Genomic DNA, 17,776 nt, shown 5'->3' on the forward strand with positions numbered 1-17,776 from the left:
CCTGGGCAGTCAGTGCGCAACCGTGGAGAGCAAACAATGCAACGTATCCGGCTACTGTCGTTCCTGATCGCATTCATGGGCTGCGCGCAAGCCCAGGACAAACCCAACGTCGTCGTCATGCTGGCCGACAACGTCGGGTATGGCGACCTTGGTGCCTATGGCGCGGGCGAGGTTCGGGGGATGCCGACTCCGCGCATCGACCAGTTGGCCAGCGAAGGCGTGCGTTTTACCCAGTTCCTCGTAGAACCGGGTTGCACGCCCTCGCGCGCTGCGCTGCAGACCGGACGCTATTCGCCACGTTCAGGCCTTGGCAGCATCATCGTTGCGGGCACGCCGAATACGCTCCAGGCCAATGAAGTGACGCTGGGAGAGCTTTTCAAAAGCCAGGGCTACGCGACAAGTTACATTGGCAAGTGGCATCTGGGAGCAAGCGAGCAAAGCTGGCCGACCCGCCAAGGCTTCGACCAGTACCGGGTTGGCGTTATCGAAACCAGCGACAGCACCCTGTATCGCAATGGTATGCAGCGCAGCGGGCTCCCCGAGGCACTTATCTCGGCGTCCGAGCCTGCCATTTGGGAGTCCGGGGCCAATGGCGTACTGAAGAAAGTCCGCCCTTATACACTTGATTACCGCCGCCAGGTGGAGGCAGATATTGCCGATTCGGCGGTGGAATACATCCAGCGCCAGGCCAAAGCGTCTGAACCGTTCCTGCTCTTCGTCGGTTGGACGAATACCCATTACCCCTCCCTGGTCGCCCCCGAGTTTGACGGCAAGTCGCGGATTGGCCCCTATGGTGACGCGATCATGGAGCTCGATCACCGCACCGGCCAGGTGTTGGACGCGATCAAGACCGCCGGCGTCGAAGACAACACCATCGTGATCTGGCTGTCCGACAATGGCGCTGCACCGACTGAGGGACCACCCGAGTTCCGTGGAGGCTCGAACGGCCCGTTCCGTGGCGAGCTCGGCGATGGGTTGGAAGGTTCATTGCGTGTGCCGGCCATGATCAAGTGGCCAGGCAGGATCGCGCCACGGACGAGCAATGCGATGGTGTCCATCCACGATATCTTTCCGACATTGGCGAAGATCATTGGCGCAGCGGTTCCCGCAGATCGGCCGATCGATGGCGTCGACCAAAGCGATGTCGTCCTCGGCAACCAGACCGCTTCAAAGCGTGAAAGCCTGATCACCTTCCTCGGTGACGAGATCGTTGCCGTGCGTTGGCGGCAGTTCCGCATCTATCCGAAGCAGTTCATCAGCTCGGCCGGCAATCCAGCCATGGCCGGCATTGGCGGCTACCGCGCCGAACTCACCGGTTATCCATCGATCTTCAATATCGAGCAAGACCCCCGCGAAGAGGTCAATACTGTGTCGGTGAACGCCTGGACCCTGGCTCCTTATGTGAAGTTGATCGGCGAATACCGGAAGTCACTCGAGCAATATCCAAATCCCAAGGCCGTCAATCTGACGAAATTCGGTGGGTGATGTTCGTGTAGAAATCGCCATAGGTGTGCTGCTCCCGACCTTTCTCGGGAGCCAGCAACTCTTGATGTGAATCGGCTCGATCACTCCTGCGCCAAGCGATAGTCACGAAACTGCTCGCGCAACTTCATTTTTTGCAGTTTTCCCGTGGCCGTATGTGGCAGTGCCTCGACGTAGGCGACGTCGTCCGGTAGCCACCACTTCGCTACGCGGGTTTCCAGGTATTCCAGCAGTTCTTCCTTGCTGGCGTTCTTACCGGGTTTGATCACCACGATCAGCAACGGGCGCTCCTGCCATTTGGCATGGGGAATACCGATAACGGCCGCCTCGGCCACCGCTGGGTGACCGACGGCGGCGTTCTCCAGGTCGATCGAGGAAATCCATTCGCCACCGGACTTGATGACATCCTTGGCACGGTCAGTGATTTGCATGTAGCCATCGGAATCGATGGTGGCAATATCACCGGTATCGAACCATCCGGCATCATCGAGAATGCTCCCGCCCTCGCCCCGGAAATATTGGTTGGCTATCCAGGGTCCCTTGACCAGCAGATGGCCGGAGGCCTTGCCGTCACGGGGCAACTCGGTGCCCTCCTCGTCAACGATCTTCATGGACACTCCGAACAGCGCCCGCCCCTGTTTGGCCTGCAGGTCAAGCCGTTCAGCCTGCGAAGCATCGCGATGTTTGGGCAGCGGGTTGCAGACGGTGCCCAGTGGCGACATCTCGGTCATGCCCCAGGCATGCAGCACCCGGGCATCGAAACGGGTTTCGAACGTCTCGACCAGGGTCCTCGATGCTGCGGCCCCGCCGATCACCACCCGGTTCAGGCATAGGTCCGCCAGCGGGTCCAGGCCACGGGTTTCGACGTGCTGCTGCAACATCATCCACACCGTCGGCACGCCCAGGGCCAGCGTCACCTGCTCGGTACGCATCAGCTCGTAGAGGCTCTCGCCGTCCAACGCCGCCCCCGGCAGCACCAGCTTGGCGCCGCACATGGCCCCCGCGTAGGGCATGCCCCAGGCATTGACGTGGAACATGGGCACCACGAGCAGCGCCGAATCCGCCGACGACAGGCCAAAGCCCTCCGATGTGCACAGCCCCAGGGAATGCAGAATCGAGGAACGGTGCGAAAACAGCACGCCTTTCGGATTACCGGTGGTGCCCGAGGTGTAGCACATCGAGGAGGCCGCCCTTTCGTCGAGCGCAGGCCAGTCGAAGTCACTGCTCTGGCCGTCAATCAAGTCCTCGTAACACAGCAGGTTGGGCACCTCGATGTCCGGCATCCGGTTGCGATCCGTCAGGGCGATGAAGGCTTTGACGGTCTTCATCCGTGGCGCGAGCTGTTCTACCAGCGCGGCGAACGACAGATCGAAGAACAGGTACTGGTCTTCGGCGTGGTTGGCGATGAATTCGATTTGTTCAGGGAACAGCCGCGGGTTGATGGTATGCAGGACCGCACCCATTCCCGACACACCGAAATACAGCTCCATGTGCCGATAACCGTTCCAGGCCAAGGTGCCGATCCGCTCGCCGGGCTGCACCTCCAGCGCGGTCAGGGCATTGGCCAGTTGTTTGGCACGCCGTCCGATGTCGGCATAGGTGCAGTGGTGCAACGGCCCTTCGATCGTGCGCGAGGCAATTTCGCTTCGTGGATGCGCCGTGAGCGCGTGTTCGAGAACCGATGAAATCAGTAGCGGTTGGTCTTGCATCAAGCCCAGCATCGTTTCGTGCTCCTTCAGATTCTTGTTTAAGTGCGCCGATTAATGGCTGTCCGTCAGATCCTGCTTCAACACACCTTGCGGGCCAAACAGCGCCAGTTGGCTTTCGCCCAGCGGCGCGAGCGCGGCGAGGTTCTGCCGATCGGCGCGGACCTGCGCCTTGAAGCGTTGCAAACCTTGATCGGCGACGGCCACCAGCCCGCCATTGCCCACCAGCGCCACGCGACCATCGCTGAGTTGGCCGACCGCCGTGATGGCTTCCTGGCTGCCACTGTCCCTGCTCTGCCAGGTATCACCCAGGTCGTTGCTGACCAGCACCCGTCCGCTCATGCCCACCAACAGAACGCGGCCGTCGCGCAGACTCGCGCCAGCCCACAACGAGCCGCTGGCGCCGGTGTCCAGGGTTTCCCAGGTCGTGCCATTGTCGGGAGACCGGTAGGCGCTGCCGCCCTCCCCGGCGATGAACAGGTGACCATCGCGCCCGGCAAAGATTTGGTTGAGGTGGTAATCGTCGCCGTCGCTGCTCACGCTCAAGCGCTGCCAGCTGCGACCACCGTCGCGGGTTTCGCTGGCGTAGCCGTAGGCACCGACGACAATGCCGTGCCGGGTGTTTTCGAACCACACCGACAGCAACACTGGCTTGCCCTCCAGGGGCGGTTGCAGCGCCCAGGTCTCACCACCATCCTCGGTGCGCAACAACACCCCGCCATGCCCCACGGCCCAGCCGTTTTGCCCATCGGCGAAACTCAACGCCGTCAGCAGCCCATCCACCGGCACGGCCTTGGCCTGGCGCCACTGTTTGCCATCGGCAGACAGCACCACCACACCGTGATCGCCTAGTGCGACAAGCCCCGAGCCTGCCTTGCTGACGGCCACCAGCGGCGCTTGTTGCGCCTGAGTCAGGCGCATGGACGATAGCTCGGCGCCGTGGCCATGGAGCACCTGCCCTGCCAGTCCGAACAACGCAGCGATGGCCAACATGCGTGGCAGCGAAATCGTTTTATTCGACATTTCACATCCCTCGATCAATGCGCAATCAGAGGCGTACGGACTGGCCCCCGCCGCGGAATCAGCACGTCCAGCATCACGGCGATGGCCGGTAGCAAAGTGATCGCCATCAGCATGTTGACCATAAACATGAAGGTCAGCAGCAACCCCATGTCGGCCTGGAATTTCAAGGCCGAGAACGACCAGGTCGCCACGCCGATGGACAAGGTGATGGCGGTGAAGATAGTCGCCACGCCGACCTCGCGCAGAGCCCGTTTGAACGCGGTGACGATGTCCTGCCCCTCGGCCAGGTGCAGTTGCAGGCGGTTGTAGATGTAGAACGCGTAATCCACGCCGATCCCCACCGCCAGCACCATCACAGGCAAGGTGGCGACGGTCAGGCCGATGTCCAGCGACTTCATGAACCAGTAGCCGAGGAAGGTCGCCAGGGTCAGCGGTACACAGCAGGCGACCATCGCCCGCCAGTCGCGATAGACCAGAAGTACCAGCAGCACGATGGTCAGGTAGACATAGAGCATCATCGGCAACTCGGAGGTCTCGACGATTTCGTTGGTGGCCGCCTGCACCCCGGCGTTGCCACTGGCCAGGCGCACCGTAACGCCGTTCATGGGGTGTTGCGCCCGATACTGCTGCACCGCAGCGACGACGGTTTTCAGGGTGGTGGCCTTGTGATCGGCCAGGTACAGGTTGATCGGCAGCACGGTGCAATCGGCGTTGTACAGCCGTAGCACTTCGGGCACCTGGCGCACGGCTTCGCCAATGCTCAGTTCATCGACCGGCAGCGCTGCCCATTTCGGGTTGCCCTCGTTGACGCCCGAAGCCGAGAGCTTGGTCAGTGCCGGCAACGATTGCGCCGACAACACCCCCGGCACGTTGGCCAGGTACCAGGTCAGGCGATCGGCGTACGCCATGACTTCATGCTGGAAGCAGCCGTTTTTCGGCGTTTCCACCACCACGGTGAACAGGTCCAGCCCCAGGCCGAAATGACCGACCACGCTTTCCACGTCCTGGTTGTAGCGCGAGTCGCTGTGCAGCTCGGGCGCGCCCGGCAACACGTGGCCGACATGTCGACCCTGGCTCTGCCAGACGGCAAGGCCGAGCAATACCAGACACAACACCGAGCCGATCGCCGCATTGCGGGTTTCGGCCAGGCGCCCGAGTTTGCTCATCACACCATCGCGCCAGGTTTGCAGGCGTTTGACCCGGTTGACGTAGGCCTGATCGAAATGGAAGAAACTGGCCAGTACCGGCAGCATGATCAGGTTGGTGATGATCTTGTAAGCGACCCCGACCGAGGCGGTAATCGCCAGTTCGCGAATCATCGGGATCGGTACCAGCACCAGAGTGGCAAAGCCGACGAAGGCAGTAATCAACGCCAAGGTGCCCGGAATCAACAAGCCGCCGAAGCTGCGGCGAGCGGCAGTCATCGCATCGGCGCCGTTGCACACTTCCTTGGAGATGAAGTTGACCTGCTGCACGCCATGGGACACGCCAATGGCGAACACCAGAAACGGCACCAGAATCGCCAGCGGGTCGAGACCGAAGCCGAGCAAGGTGATGGTGCCGAACTGCCAGACCACCGACACCAGCGAACAGCACAGCGGCAGAAAGGTCAGCACCCAGGAGCGGGTGTACCAATACACCGCGGCCAGGGTCAGCAGGAAGGCCAGCGCAAAGAAGCCCATCACACTGGTCGCGCCGGCGCCGATGTCACCCATTTGCTTGGCGAAACCGATGATCTGCACGTCATAGGCGCTGTCGGCATACTTGGCGCGGACATCGTCTTCCAGGCGTTTGCTGAACTCCAGGTAGTCCAGGCGTTTGCCGGTCTGCGGGTCCGGATCGGCCAGCTCGGCCACTACCATGGCGCCGGAGTAGTCGTTGGCCACCAGGCTGCCGACAAAGCCGCCCACGATGGTGCGATCACGAATGCCGACAATCGCCTGCTCATCAAGGGTGCCGACCGTGACGTCACCGCCGATGACATCTTCGGCCTTCATGCCCTCCTCGGTGATCTGCACCGCGCGGGTATTGGGCGTCCACAGCGAAGTGACCGTGCGCCGGTCAATGCCCGGCATAAAGAACAGCGTCTGGGTCAGGTCGTAGAGCCGGGTCATGGCCTGCGTGTTCCAGATGTCGCCGTTTTTGGCGTGCAGCACCACGATGACGCGGTTGGCACCGAACAGCACGTCCCGGTACTTGTTGAAGGTTTGAATGAATTCGTGCTGCTGGGGCAGCTGCTTGTCGAAACCGGCCGACATGCGCAGTTGCGAGGCGAAACCGGCCATGACTAGTGTGATTAGCGCCAGCACTGCCAACGTCGACAGACGACGCCGAAAAAAGAACCGCTCGAGACCGAGCACCAGAGAAGCCAGCATGATGAGCCTTCCTGAAAAACGGGAATGAGCTTCCCTCAGCCCGTGGCCGAGGGAAGGCACGACGTCAGAACGAGTAGGAAATGTTGCCGCTCAAGAAATCGCGGTCAGCCATCAGGTTGTTGTCCCCACCACCCCAGTACTGCACCCACTGCAAACCACCCTTCCAGCGGTCGCGGTAGTTGAACAGCAACGAACTGGTCAGCGACTTACGACCTTCAACGAAAGGCAGGGCGTTAGGCGTGGTGCCATGCACGTCATGCGCAAAGTCCAGTTGCGGCGTCAGGGTGATCCCGGTGCCGAACAGGTTTGGGTAGTTGATGCCCAGCTCGGTCACGTAGCCCCATGAGGTTTTGTCCGGCAGTGAATAGTCCGGCAGGAAGTATGGTGTCTCACCCGAAGTGTCCAGGTCCGGGTAATGGGTCACCACCGCCTCAGTCAGTAGGAAGCCGTCGGACGCGCCAACACTGGTCGGGATAAACCCGAGCGGGTCATTGGCCGAGAAGGTGTAGATGGCATTCACGTGAGCCTGCCATTTCTTCTCTTCGACGAAGCCTTTGCTGGTACCGGTGTCGTACACGCTGAACTTGTTGAACTCACCGGTAAACGCCTGGCCGAAGGGCACGGTGGGGTCAATGCCGACGCTGTCGTTGGGCCGATAGGACAACTCCGCTCCAACGGCCACCGGGCCGGCCATGGTATTGAGCGACAGGCCGTACAGGTTCTTGTCTTCGCCGTAGTTCCAGAAGTAGTTGTCGATTAGCAACGCATCCGGATTGGACGTCGCGGTGTAGCCGACGAAGGGCAGCTTGTCGTGGTAGCGCTGGTAGAAGAATCCGAACTCGGTGGCGATCTCCTCTACCGTCCAGCGCAGGGCAACACCATATTGGCCGCTATTCTTGGCCGAGCGCTCGCCGGCAAACGGAACCGCCAGGCCATTGGCGACCAACGTCGCATCGTCCAGGCCGCTGATCAATGGCTCGCCGCAACGACCGGTGGGTGTCAGCGAGGCACAGGTACCGGCACCGAGAAGGCCGTCAACCGTACTGGTCGAGTAGTAGATCGGCCGGTTGCCCTCACCCACCACATCGGAGTTGGAATAGTAGGTGCCCACCGGGTCGATGCCGTACGCGTTCCACTTGAACTGGTAGTAGGTCTCCAGGTTCAGGTTGTCAGTCAATCCCAGGTTGAACGACGCCATGGGGGCCGGGACGAAGACCTCCTTCAACTGGGTGCCGGGCGTATGGTATTTCGTCAGGTTGAGGGCATTGATCTGGTTGATGCCGCCGGTGACGAAAATCTCTTCGCCCCAGCTGATCACCTGGTTGCCGACCTTGACCTTTGCCGGCATCTCGCCCAAGTCGAAGCTCTTGGCCACCCACAGATCGAGCAGGTCGACGCGTTCGGTGGCTTCGCGATCGGCATTGTCATCGAGTTCGGTGCGCCGGGTGTTGTCCATTTTGAAGTCTTTCGACCAACTGACCCGACCCAGGGCACTCCAGCCATCGCCGAACTTCAGGCTCAATTCGTGGGTGCCCTTCACGACCTCGGAGAAGACATCGTGTTTGTTGTAGTTCTGGTCGCCATCGTCGGAGTTGGTGTAGTTGATATCGGCATTGGCGTAGCCGTTACCTCTGCTGAGGTTGTAGAACTCCCCCAAGCCAGTATTGGTACCGTCGTTGCACCCACCGCTGTCACCGCCGAGCAAATGGCAATCAGACGATTGCATGCGCGTGGCGAAGCCGTATGACAGCGTGGAGTCGAAACTGCCGGAAATGCCATCCTCGGAACCAAAGCGCATGGCATGACTGGCATCCATCCACATCAGGCTCGAGGCGGCCATTACTGCCAGAGTCAGACTATTTTTAGCGCGCGCGAAGCCTCGCGCGGCTAGGGCCGCGCCTTTTTTATTGTTGTTCATAGCTCTACCTTTACGCGGAGTTACTGCTGCTTAACGTTCGCCGCTGCGGCGCAGTTCGTTGGAGTTGAACAGTTTGTCGCTGACCCGGCCTTCGAGTCCGGCGGTCAGGTCGAGCACTTCCCCTTCTTGCGTAAAGCCATCGGCGATGTAACGCCGTGCGACGAGGTCGTAGCTCACGTACTCGAAGCCGGTGCAGGACTGGGTCTGCGGGTTGGCCCAGAGGCTGCCTTCCTGCACGCGCCAGAGATTGCCTTTGGCGTCGTACATGTCCACGTGCAACAGCGCCCAGCTGTCTTCGTCAACGAAAAACACACGCTTGGCGAATGAGTGGCGCTTGTCCGCCTTCACCGTGGCTTCCACCACCCAGACACGGTGCTGCTCATAACGTTGGGCGTCGCGATTGAGGTAGTCCTGGCCCATCAGCTTCTCGTACTTGTTGTTCTTGTCGACCAACTTGTAGGAGTTGTAAGGCACCATCATTTCCTTCTTGCCGATCAGCTTGAAGTCATAACGGTCCATCGCCCCGGTAAACATGTTGATCTGGTCGACGAAGTACAGGCTGTCGGTGCCGGCAATCGGATTGTCGTACGCGAAGGATGGCGCACGGCGCACGCGACGTTGGCCGGGGAAATAGATCCAGGAGTCCTGCGGTTTGTCGAGGTAGCCGTGCACCAGATACATCTCGCCAGCCCGCGATGGCGGTGTCAGCACGTCGTAGAGCATCTTGGCTTCGAAGTCGCCGGCATCGACCGGGCTTTTGACCGCCGCATCGTTGTAGGGGTAAAACTCGATGGCCCACTGCTTGAGCTCGGACAGTTCACCGCTCTTCTCGCGAAGCAGCATCGACACCTGGGCGCGACGCCCCTTGGCCATGTAGCGCAGCTTGTAGTTCCACATCACCTCGATGCCATTTTGCGGCACAGGGAAGGGAATCGACGCGCCGGCCGCTTGCTCCAGGTTCCAGCCGTCGCTGCCGATCTTGCTCTGCGCGGCGAACGCTTTGGTGCGCTGGGCAATTTCTGTTGGGAAGGAACAGCTACGGTGCGTCGGGTAGACGTCCATGCGGTAGCCCGGATAGGCCTTGATCAGCTCCACCTGACCAGGAGGCAACTGTGCCTGATATTGCGCAAGGTTCTTGCCATCGATGGAATACAGCGGCTTGTCGGCGCCATAAGGGTCGCCGTGGCCAGGCTGCCAGCCTGCCGGAGCCTGGGTCAGACCGCCGTTCCAGGCCGGAATGCTGCCGCTGGCATTGCCGGATTTTTCTGCACCGAACGGCGTCAGCTCGTTGCCTAGCTTGCCCAGATCGGCCGGGGTCGCCGCCTGGGCGCCGCTCGCACTGAACAGCGCCACCAAGGCGCTGGCCAGCAGGGTCTTCTTGAATTGAATACTCATGTACTGCTCTCCCATTGTAATTGTTGTGCAGGAGCGCCCCGACGGAAGACGCCGGGGCGAAACGCGGATCAGGCGAAGGCCGGCTTGACGCGAGGCTGGCTGGCGCACCAGCTGAAGCCCAGGGCAGAACTCAGGTAGACCGCCGCCAGGCCCCAGCCGAGGTGGTTCATCTCACCCGCCATGACCGCGTGAACGATGAAACCGGTGCACACCAGATCGGAGCCGATCAGCAACAGCGCGTCACGGCGTGGCAGGTCTTCGAGACTGCGGATGAACCAGAAGCCCAGGCCAACAGCGAGATAGACAGCGCCGAGCAGACGGCCGAGGAGCATGCCGTCATTCCCCAGTGGCAGGCCCACCCAGCGAAAGATCAGGCTTGGGTCGACCAGCAGCAGTGCAGCAACACCTACGGTCAGCAGGCACTTGAGTTTGGTGAAGATCGTGATGCTCATGAGTGAGGTCCTTGTTGACGGAGGAAACATGCAAGGGCCTGACGATCCTCTGCCTGGCGCAGGCCACCGAAGGCCATGGCGGTACCGGGCAGGAACGTCATCGGACCATTGAGGAAGGCGTCGAGCTTTTCCGTATCCCAGGTGAAGCCCGCTTGCTCCAGCGTTGGCGTATAGGTGAAGCCCGTGGCTGAACCTGCCTTGCGACCGAACACGTCACCGAGCCTTGGCCCGACCTTGTGTTCGGTGAGTGAGTGGCAGGTTGTACAACGGGTTTCGAAGAGCTTCTGACCGGCCGCCGGGTCGCAGGCTTCAGCGGCCTGCGCGGATAGATTGATCAGTCCCAGCAGTCCGAGTGCGGCGAGCAGCTGAGGGGCGTAGCGACCATTCATCCCAACAGCTCCCTGGTCCGCACGGCTGCCTTGCTGCCAGCGGCGATGGCGCCAGAGATACTGCCGCGCCAGCCCTCGCCGTGGTCGCCCTGACCAAAGAGGATACGGCCGCGATCTTTCTGGAAGTGCGCGTAGTACTTCTCGAACCACTCCGGTCTGTAGCTGGCGTAGGTGCCCAGGCTGTAAGGGTCCAGGGTCCATTCGTAGCCGTAGGTACCCTCGACCTCGATGCCCGGGAAGAGTGGCTCCATGATCGCCTGGACGGCCTTGTTGTCGTTGATGTCGATCTTGCTCGGGTCGTTGCCGAAGACGACGAAAATGGTGTAATCGTCGCTCACGTAGAACGGCATCGCCAGGTTCACCGGGTAGTTGGAGTCGGCCATGGCGGTGACTTTCGCCAGCTTGGTATAACCACCCTTGGCCTTGAAGTAGAACTTGACCCCCCTGCCGCAGTGCTTCTGCTTGCCGGCCTCGATCAAGGCCGGGTCCAGCGCCGGGGAGAACTCGAGGTTGGGCAGCACGTTCATCGGCAAGGCGATGATCACGCTGGCGGCAACTATCCGCGTGCCATTCTGGAGGGTGACCACCGTGTGATCGCCCTTGTCCTCGACCTTCTTCACCGGCGTCGACAAGCGAACTTCCGGCTTGCCGTCCTCGATCATCTTGTTGATCAGGCCGATGGTGCCGTCCTTGAACTTGTAACGCACCAGAGCGTCGTTGAAACCCTGCAGGTTCCAGCCAGACAGCGCCCACCAACGCAACATGTCGACGTAGGAGGTCTGGTCCAGCGGGCTATGCGACGTCGCGCTGACGAAGCTGTCGACCGCCACCCGCTGCACCGGGTTGAGCTTTAGCTCATCCAGGCGTTGCAGGGCGGTCCGCTTGTCACGGCGGATGATTTCGTTCCAGGTGTACTGGGCGTCGAACGGACGGTCCCAAACCTGGCGCGCCTCGGTAAAGAAGGCATCGAAAGCTTCCATCACTGGCAGCAACTGCTCGCCGCTCAGCTTATGAGTCGTGTCGCCGACCCTGACCAGATACTCTTCATTTTCCAGCGCCACGCTGCTGATTGGCGTCTCCAGCACCTCCAGGTCGTAGCGTTCTTTCTCGGCCCAGACGGAGGATTGCGACTGATGAATCCAGGTCCCCCCCATCTCGACCTTGTGGCCGTCGAACTCGGAGGTGAAGGTGCGCCCGCCCAGGCGGTTGCGCGCCTCCAGCAGTAAGGTTTTGTAGCCGTTCTTGCGGCTATCGCGCGCCGCCGTGACACCCGCGAAGCCACCGCCGATCACCACCACGTCATAGTCGCAACCCGCGGTCTTGCAGTGATCGCCCGACGCCGCCGTGGCATGGGTCATAACACCCGCGCCCGCCCCCGCAACAGCTACCGCGCCCACTCCGGCACCGCGCAAAAACTTACGACGGCTGACGCCCTTGGCGCCGTTTTCATGCTCTGCCATTAACCCACACCTCTTCTTTTTGTTATTAGTGGCGGGCATGTAGCACAGCTAAAAAGACCCGGGCCGAGCGAGACAACGCCAGCCGGGACAGGTCATGCCCACCTCAGGGACAGAAGCTAACAGTGGAGTTGCGCAGGGGCTTGTCAGCGTGCGTCAGAGCCGTTGACATCTGACGTCAGCCGCAAAAAAAATTACGAGTGGTTGGCCTTGGCTTGCAGGCGATATTGCTGCGGAGAGACGTGAGTCCAGCGACGAAAAGCCCGGCTGAATGAACTGCATTCGGCGTACCCAAGCAGCAAAGCCACTTCGGTCAGGCTGTATTGGGCCTGCGCCACATAGGCTTCGGCCAGTGAACGACGCACGTCTTCGACCAGCAGCCTGAATTCCACTTGGTGTTCAGCCAGACGCCGTTGAAGTGTGCGCGGGCCCAGGCCCATGCTCTGCGCCACCATTTCCAGGCTCGCCCCGCCGCTGCTAAGGCTGCTGGCGATATGGCTTGCGAGTTGGGCGAGCAGATCGCCGGCCGATGCCCTGATCTGTCGCTGCTGTTCGAGGAAGGGTTCCAGTGCCTGGAACAGGCGTGGGTCGGCTGTGCGTACAGGCATATCCAACAGTGCAAGCGGGAAATAAAGGCGATTGTCCGGCTGCTTGAAGTGCAGCGGGCATGCAAGCACCTCGCGGTGTAACGACAGATCGGCCGGTGTCCCATGCTCGAAGTCCGCCCGCTGCGGCGTCAATCGCGGGTTCTCGGTGATCTCCCGCAACAGGCTGAGGAACAAGCCAATCGCGAACTCGGCGTCCTGGCGACGCCGCACGATGGTCGGATCGGTGCACTGGTAAGACAGGATGACCTGCCCCCCAACGATTTCGACATCCACCCGAATAGCGTGAGACAGCACCACGGCGAAATGGCTCAAGCAACGCAGTGCCAGGAGCATGGTCGGCGCACTGCGTATCGCTTGACCATAGGCACCTAGGGCGGCGCTCACAGTCTGGATGCCGATTCGCAGGCCGATCGACGTATCCACTCTGCGCCCGAGGATCTCCCAGAGCTCGACATAGTTCGCTGCGGGAATCTCCACATCCGGCGCATGCAGAATACGTTCATCCAGGCCGGCCTCGGCCAGGAACGGGGCGAACAGTTCTGCATTCACCCGGAAGAAGCTCTCGGCGAAGATGGTATGGGCACTGGGTTTGGACATACTGGGCAACGCCGAATGACGCCCCTTTCAGGGCAGATAGTTCTTATATGGCTCACGCCCCCTGTCCCGATGAACTGGCCGAACCTGATGTAATCCTAAAGGCCGTGAAACATTTTGCAAAGACTCTTCGACTGGGCATCTGCCATTGATCTTGAGTCAGTCTTCACCCCCCCACCAAGGGGGGGGAAGGAGTTTTCAGCCTCGATAAAGTCAAGACACAACAGTACGTTCCATCACTCAGTGCTTTCGAGCAGGTGAACCGATGAAAATAATAATAACGCTGTGTGTCATTGCATCACTCACCGCGATGGTGGCTGCCGTCACCACACGATTTGACGACGTCTCGCTGGAATCGCTACGCCAGGCCAGGAATGAATGCCAAGCGGTGAATCTCTACGCCTGCCTCAAGCCATCGGTGAATTTCGCCTCGCTGCATTGATCGTGCTCCGAGCGTCGAATTCCAGGTTATTGCACACCCGATGAATGAGGTAGTCCGTGAATCACCGATCCTTTTGGTTGGGAACCAGTCTCGCACTATGTGTGGCTACTGCGTATGCCGAGGCGCCTGCTCAACCGACAGCCGTACCTGAGTTTCGTCCCGGTCTGTTGACCGGTTATCTGTCGCCTGAATCCTTACCCGACAGTCGCGCATTGCTTGCGGCTCCTCCCGAACAGAATTCCGCAGCCGCAGTCGCCCGTCTGCATGCTGATCCTGTATTCCTCGCCGACCTGGATATCGCCAGGCGGGAACTCGCTGCGGTACGCGCCAAAGGTCTGAAACCGCCCCGTGACTGCCAGGCAGAGACACAGTCACTCGCCACTCACCCTTAGTGGCCTCCCTCCATACAGCAGGAAACTTTCATATGAGCAACGCAACAATGGCCATCGTCGCTGACGAAGCAACTGTCACGCGCGCCGAATTGGGCTGGACATTTATTCGCTGGGGGCTTGGCCTGTTCATCACCGGATTTGTGGTGGGCTTCATTCCGATCCTGCACTACATGGTCGGCGCCCAGCAGGGAGATGTTGGCCCGGTGTTCCTGAAGAACGTCACGCTGTGGTGGGGCTGCCCCGCGGTCCTGGCCGAGATGACACTCAAAATCGGCAGCCTTGGCATGATCGCTATTGGGTTGTGCTATCTGGCCACGATCCGCCAGGGCGCGGTGCCGAATGTTTCCGGCCTTGAGCGTATCGCGTCCAAACTCTGCGCCTACGGCCTGATCGCCGAACTCGTGACAGCCGGCGTGGGCTTCTACGTCGGTAACAAGATCTGGCCGAACTTCTACTTCGAACCGGTACAGGTCGGAAAGAACCTGTGGCTCGCTGCGCAGGGACTGAGCATCCTCGTCTATTTCGTTGGCATTTGTTATGCGGTCGCTGGCGTGCGCAGAGCGGCGGCGCAACGGGGATGACAAATTTTCTCCGGAAGTGGTTCTGGCAAAAAGGACGTTGGCAAGCCATTGCCTGGGTCTGCGGCGTCACGGTCTCGGCATACTGGGTTTATTCAGGCATGCCGATGATTTGCCATTGAGTGAATGAATCGCCCCCTGATGTTTTGAGCACATCCGGGCGACTTCTTTAGGCTGATTTTAGTCATCGCACATTTCAGCATTGAGTCGCAGCTCCCGGTCCCTCCCGACCCTTCCCCCGATTGCCTGATGCACCTTCGATAGCCGCGGACACACCCCTCAACAAACAACGCCAGCCCGGCACTTCACAGTCGGAAGTGTCCCAAAAATACCTTCATGAACGCCCTCCAAGGGCGAACCGCGCCCGAGTGACTTGTGTTTGCAGCCTTCGACGGTCCACTGATCGTGCCTTTCGACCAGCAGCGAATCGCCCCATGCCAAAAGACAAAAAGCCCGGCAGCGCAGAGCGTGCCGGGCTTCTTTTTTTGCTGCGTTTCAGGTTGCGCGTCGGAGCAGGAAATGCGACAGAGCCGGAATTAACACCAACGCCCCGATCATGTTCCAGATGAACATGAAGGTGAGCAGGATGCCCATGTCCGCCTGGAACTTGATCGGCGACCAGGCCCAGGTGATCACGCCCGCCGCCAAAGTGATACCCACCAGGGCCACGACCTTGCCGGTGAACGCGACGGAGTTTTTGTAGGCCTCGGTCAACGACAGACCCGCACGTTGTTGGGCCAGTTGGACGCTGAGCAGATACAGCGCGTAATCGACACCGATGCCGACACCCAAGGCGATTACTGGCAACGTGGCAACTTTGACGCCCATGCCCAGCCAGACCATCAACGCTTCGCAGAGAATCGACGTCAGCATCAATGGAACGACCGCCACCACCACGGCGCGCCAGCTGCGGAAGGTGATGAAGCACAGCACTATCACCGCGCCATACACGTAGAACAGCATGGTGCGGTTGGCATCGCGCACGACGATATTGGTCGCCGCTTCGATCCCGGCACTGCCGGCGGCGAGCATGAACTGGCGATCATCGTTGCTGTGTTCGCGGGCGAACTGATCGGCCACTTTCACCACGTGATCGAGGGTTTCGGCCTTGTGATCCGAGAGATAGGCAATCACCGGCATCATCGAGCAATCGCTGTCGAACAGTTCCGGGTTGTTCACCGAGGCCTGTTGCGCACCGTAATTCAGCACGTTCTGGTTGCGCGCGATGGTCAGCATTTTCGGGTTGCCTTCATAGGAACCCGCGGTGATCTGCCGTACCGCATTGACCAGCGACACGGTGGTCTGCACCCCCGGTTGCTGTTGCAGCAACCAGCCGAGACGGTCGGCCTCAACCAGCGTTTCGTACTTCAGGCAGCCTTCGCTGGCGGTTTTGACCATGACCGCGAACTGGTCGCTGGACAGCGAATAGTTGGCGGTGATGTAGGCGTTGTCGCGGTTGTAACGTGAGTCGGCGCGCAGTTCGGGCGCACCTGGGTCAAGATCGCCGATCTTCAAGTGCGTACTGACCATGAAACCACCTACCGCCAATAGCCCGGCCACCGCCACGGCCACCGTCGCCCAGCGCCGCTCGGTAAAACGGTCAAGCAAGCTCCACAGACTGCCTAATCCTTTGCCTTTCAGCTCCTCCTTTTCCTGACGCAAGGTACGCGCCGCGGCCTTGGGACTGACACCCCAATAAGACAGCAGCACCGGCAGCAACACCAGGTTGGTAAAGATCAATACCGCCACACCAATGCTCGCGGTGACGGCCAGGTCTTGGATCACCGGAATGTCGATCAGCATCAGCACCGCAAAACCCACGGCATCGGCCAGCAGCGCGGTCAGACCGGCCAGGAACAACCGGCGGAAGGTATAGCGCGCGGCGATCAATTGGTGGGTGCCGCGACCGACGTCCTGCATGATCCCGTTCATTTTCTGCGCACCGTGGGACACGCCAATGGCGAACACCAGAAACGGCACCAGAATCGAAAACGGGTCGAGCGCGTAACCGAACAAAGTGATCAAACCCAATTGCCAGACGACCGCGACCACAGAGCACAAAATCACCAGCGCGGTGCTGCGCACACAACGGGTGAAGGCATAGATGATCGCAGTGGCGATCAGCGCCGCCGCACCGAAGTACATCATGATCAGCAGCAGGCCATCGATCAGGTCGCCCACCAGTTTGGCGAATCCGATGACGCGGATTTTTATCGGGCCTTTACCCTCTTCTCCGGCCTTGTGTACCGCGCTGCTACCGGCAAACTCGAACTTGTCACGCAGTTGTTCTTCGAGCATCCGCGAAAAACGGTGATAGTCGATGGCGGCGCCCGTGACCGGATCCTTCTCCAGCAGCGGCACCACAATCATGGTCGATTTGAAGTTGTTGCCGACCAGACTGCCGATGATGCCGGAACGGGCAATGTTCAAGCGCAGCTGCTCGACGCCACTGCCCGAGCCGTCGTAGGAGTCCGGCATCACCGGGCCGCCACGGAAGCCCTCCTCCGTGACTTCGGTCCAGCGCACGGCCGGTGTCCACAATGACTTCATCCACGCGCGGTCAACGCCCGGCGTCAGGAACAACGTGTCGTTGACCTGCTTGAGAACCTCCAGGTATTTCGGGTCATAGATGTCGCCGTCGGTGTTTTCCACCACCACCCGAACCGTATTGCCCAGCCCACGTAGCAACTGGCGATTCTCAAGATAGTTTTTGATGTACGGCTGGCTCTGCGGAATCATCTTTTCGAAGCTGGCATTGAGCGTCAGCCGAGTGGCCGCGAAATAGCTCAGCAATACCGTCACGATCAGGCAGGTCAGCACCACCAGCAGGCGATTGTTGAAAATCAGGCGTTCAAGGACATTGCCGGAGCGTGCATCGAAGCCCTTGAGCTCCCGGATTACCGGCATCGTATCGAGGTTGTAGTTACCCATGAGGCGCTCGTCTCTTTTTTATTATGTGAAGTGG

The 17,776-nt window shown here is 60.4% G+C and carries 13 protein-coding genes; 3 read left to right on the forward strand and 10 right to left on the reverse strand.

What is annotated here, in order from left to right; all coding sequences use genetic code 11:
• Positions 1–36 precede the first annotated feature (36 nt).
• Positions 37–1,485 (forward strand): arylsulfatase, encoded by a 1,449-nt coding sequence (locus ACA079_RS16310; protein ID WP_497700050.1) that lies wholly within the window; start codon positions 37–39, stop codon positions 1,483–1,485.
• A gap of 80 nt (positions 1,486–1,565) precedes the next feature.
• Here ACA079_RS16310 and ACA079_RS16315 read toward each other — a convergent pair whose 3' ends face one another.
• From ACA079_RS16315 to qhpR, 9 genes are all read right to left on the reverse strand, one after another.
• Positions 1,566–3,203, reverse strand: coding sequence for a 3-(methylthio)propionyl-CoA ligase (locus ACA079_RS16315; protein ID WP_497700051.1), 1,638 nt, complete (start codon positions 3,201–3,203; stop codon positions 1,566–1,568).
• Between the two features lie 39 nt (positions 3,204–3,242).
• Positions 3,243–4,211 carry a WD40/YVTN/BNR-like repeat-containing protein gene (locus tag ACA079_RS16320; protein ID WP_497700052.1) on the reverse strand — a complete coding sequence of 323 codons (969 nt, stop codon included), beginning with the start codon at positions 4,209–4,211 and terminating at the stop codon, positions 3,243–3,245.
• Positions 4,212–4,225: 14 nt separating this feature from the next.
• Positions 4,226–6,586 (reverse strand): efflux RND transporter permease subunit, encoded by a 2,361-nt coding sequence (locus ACA079_RS16325; RefSeq protein ID WP_497700053.1) that lies wholly within the window; start codon positions 6,584–6,586, stop codon positions 4,226–4,228.
• A gap of 64 nt (positions 6,587–6,650) precedes the next feature.
• Positions 6,651–8,504 (reverse strand): DUF1302 domain-containing protein, encoded by a 1,854-nt coding sequence (locus ACA079_RS16330; protein ID WP_497700054.1) that lies wholly within the window; start codon positions 8,502–8,504, stop codon positions 6,651–6,653.
• Positions 8,505–8,534: 30 nt separating this feature from the next.
• A complete protein-coding gene (locus ACA079_RS16335) occupies positions 8,535–9,899 on the reverse strand; it encodes a DUF1329 domain-containing protein (RefSeq protein WP_497700055.1) in 1,365 nt (454 codons plus the stop codon).
• A gap of 68 nt (positions 9,900–9,967) precedes the next feature.
• Positions 9,968–10,351, reverse strand: coding sequence for a hypothetical protein (locus ACA079_RS16340; RefSeq protein ID WP_497700056.1), 384 nt, complete (start codon positions 10,349–10,351; stop codon positions 9,968–9,970).
• Positions 10,348–10,740: a c-type cytochrome gene (locus tag ACA079_RS16345; RefSeq protein WP_497700057.1), complete on the reverse strand. Its 393-nt coding sequence runs from the start codon at positions 10,738–10,740 to the stop codon at positions 10,348–10,350. Before ACA079_RS16345 ends, ACA079_RS16340 begins: the two co-directional genes overlap by 4 nt.
• A complete protein-coding gene (locus ACA079_RS16350; RefSeq protein WP_497700058.1) occupies positions 10,737–12,200 on the reverse strand; it encodes a flavin monoamine oxidase family protein in 1,464 nt (487 codons plus the stop codon). Before ACA079_RS16350 ends, ACA079_RS16345 begins: the two co-directional genes overlap by 4 nt.
• A gap of 191 nt (positions 12,201–12,391) precedes the next feature.
• Positions 12,392–13,402: an AraC-like transcriptional regulator QhpR gene (qhpR, locus tag ACA079_RS16355; RefSeq protein ID WP_497700059.1), complete on the reverse strand. Its 1,011-nt coding sequence runs from the start codon at positions 13,400–13,402 to the stop codon at positions 12,392–12,394.
• A 262-nt stretch (positions 13,403–13,664) separates the two neighbouring features.
• Between qhpR and ACA079_RS16360 the strand changes: the two genes are divergently transcribed.
• Entirely contained in the window at positions 13,665–13,841 is a 177-nt protein-coding gene (locus ACA079_RS16360) for a hypothetical protein (protein ID WP_497700060.1), read from the forward strand.
• A gap of 424 nt (positions 13,842–14,265) precedes the next feature.
• Entirely contained in the window at positions 14,266–14,814 is a 549-nt protein-coding gene (locus ACA079_RS16365) for a hypothetical protein (RefSeq protein ID WP_497700061.1), read from the forward strand.
• A 492-nt stretch (positions 14,815–15,306) separates the two neighbouring features.
• Here the strand turns inward: ACA079_RS16365 and ACA079_RS16370 are convergent, their stop codons facing one another.
• Positions 15,307–17,742 (reverse strand): efflux RND transporter permease subunit, encoded by a 2,436-nt coding sequence (locus tag ACA079_RS16370; protein WP_497700062.1) that lies wholly within the window; start codon positions 17,740–17,742, stop codon positions 15,307–15,309.
• Positions 17,743–17,776: the final 34 nt, after the last annotated feature.

The sequence above is a fragment of the Pseudomonas sp. LBUM1645 genome, assembly GCF_059716185.1.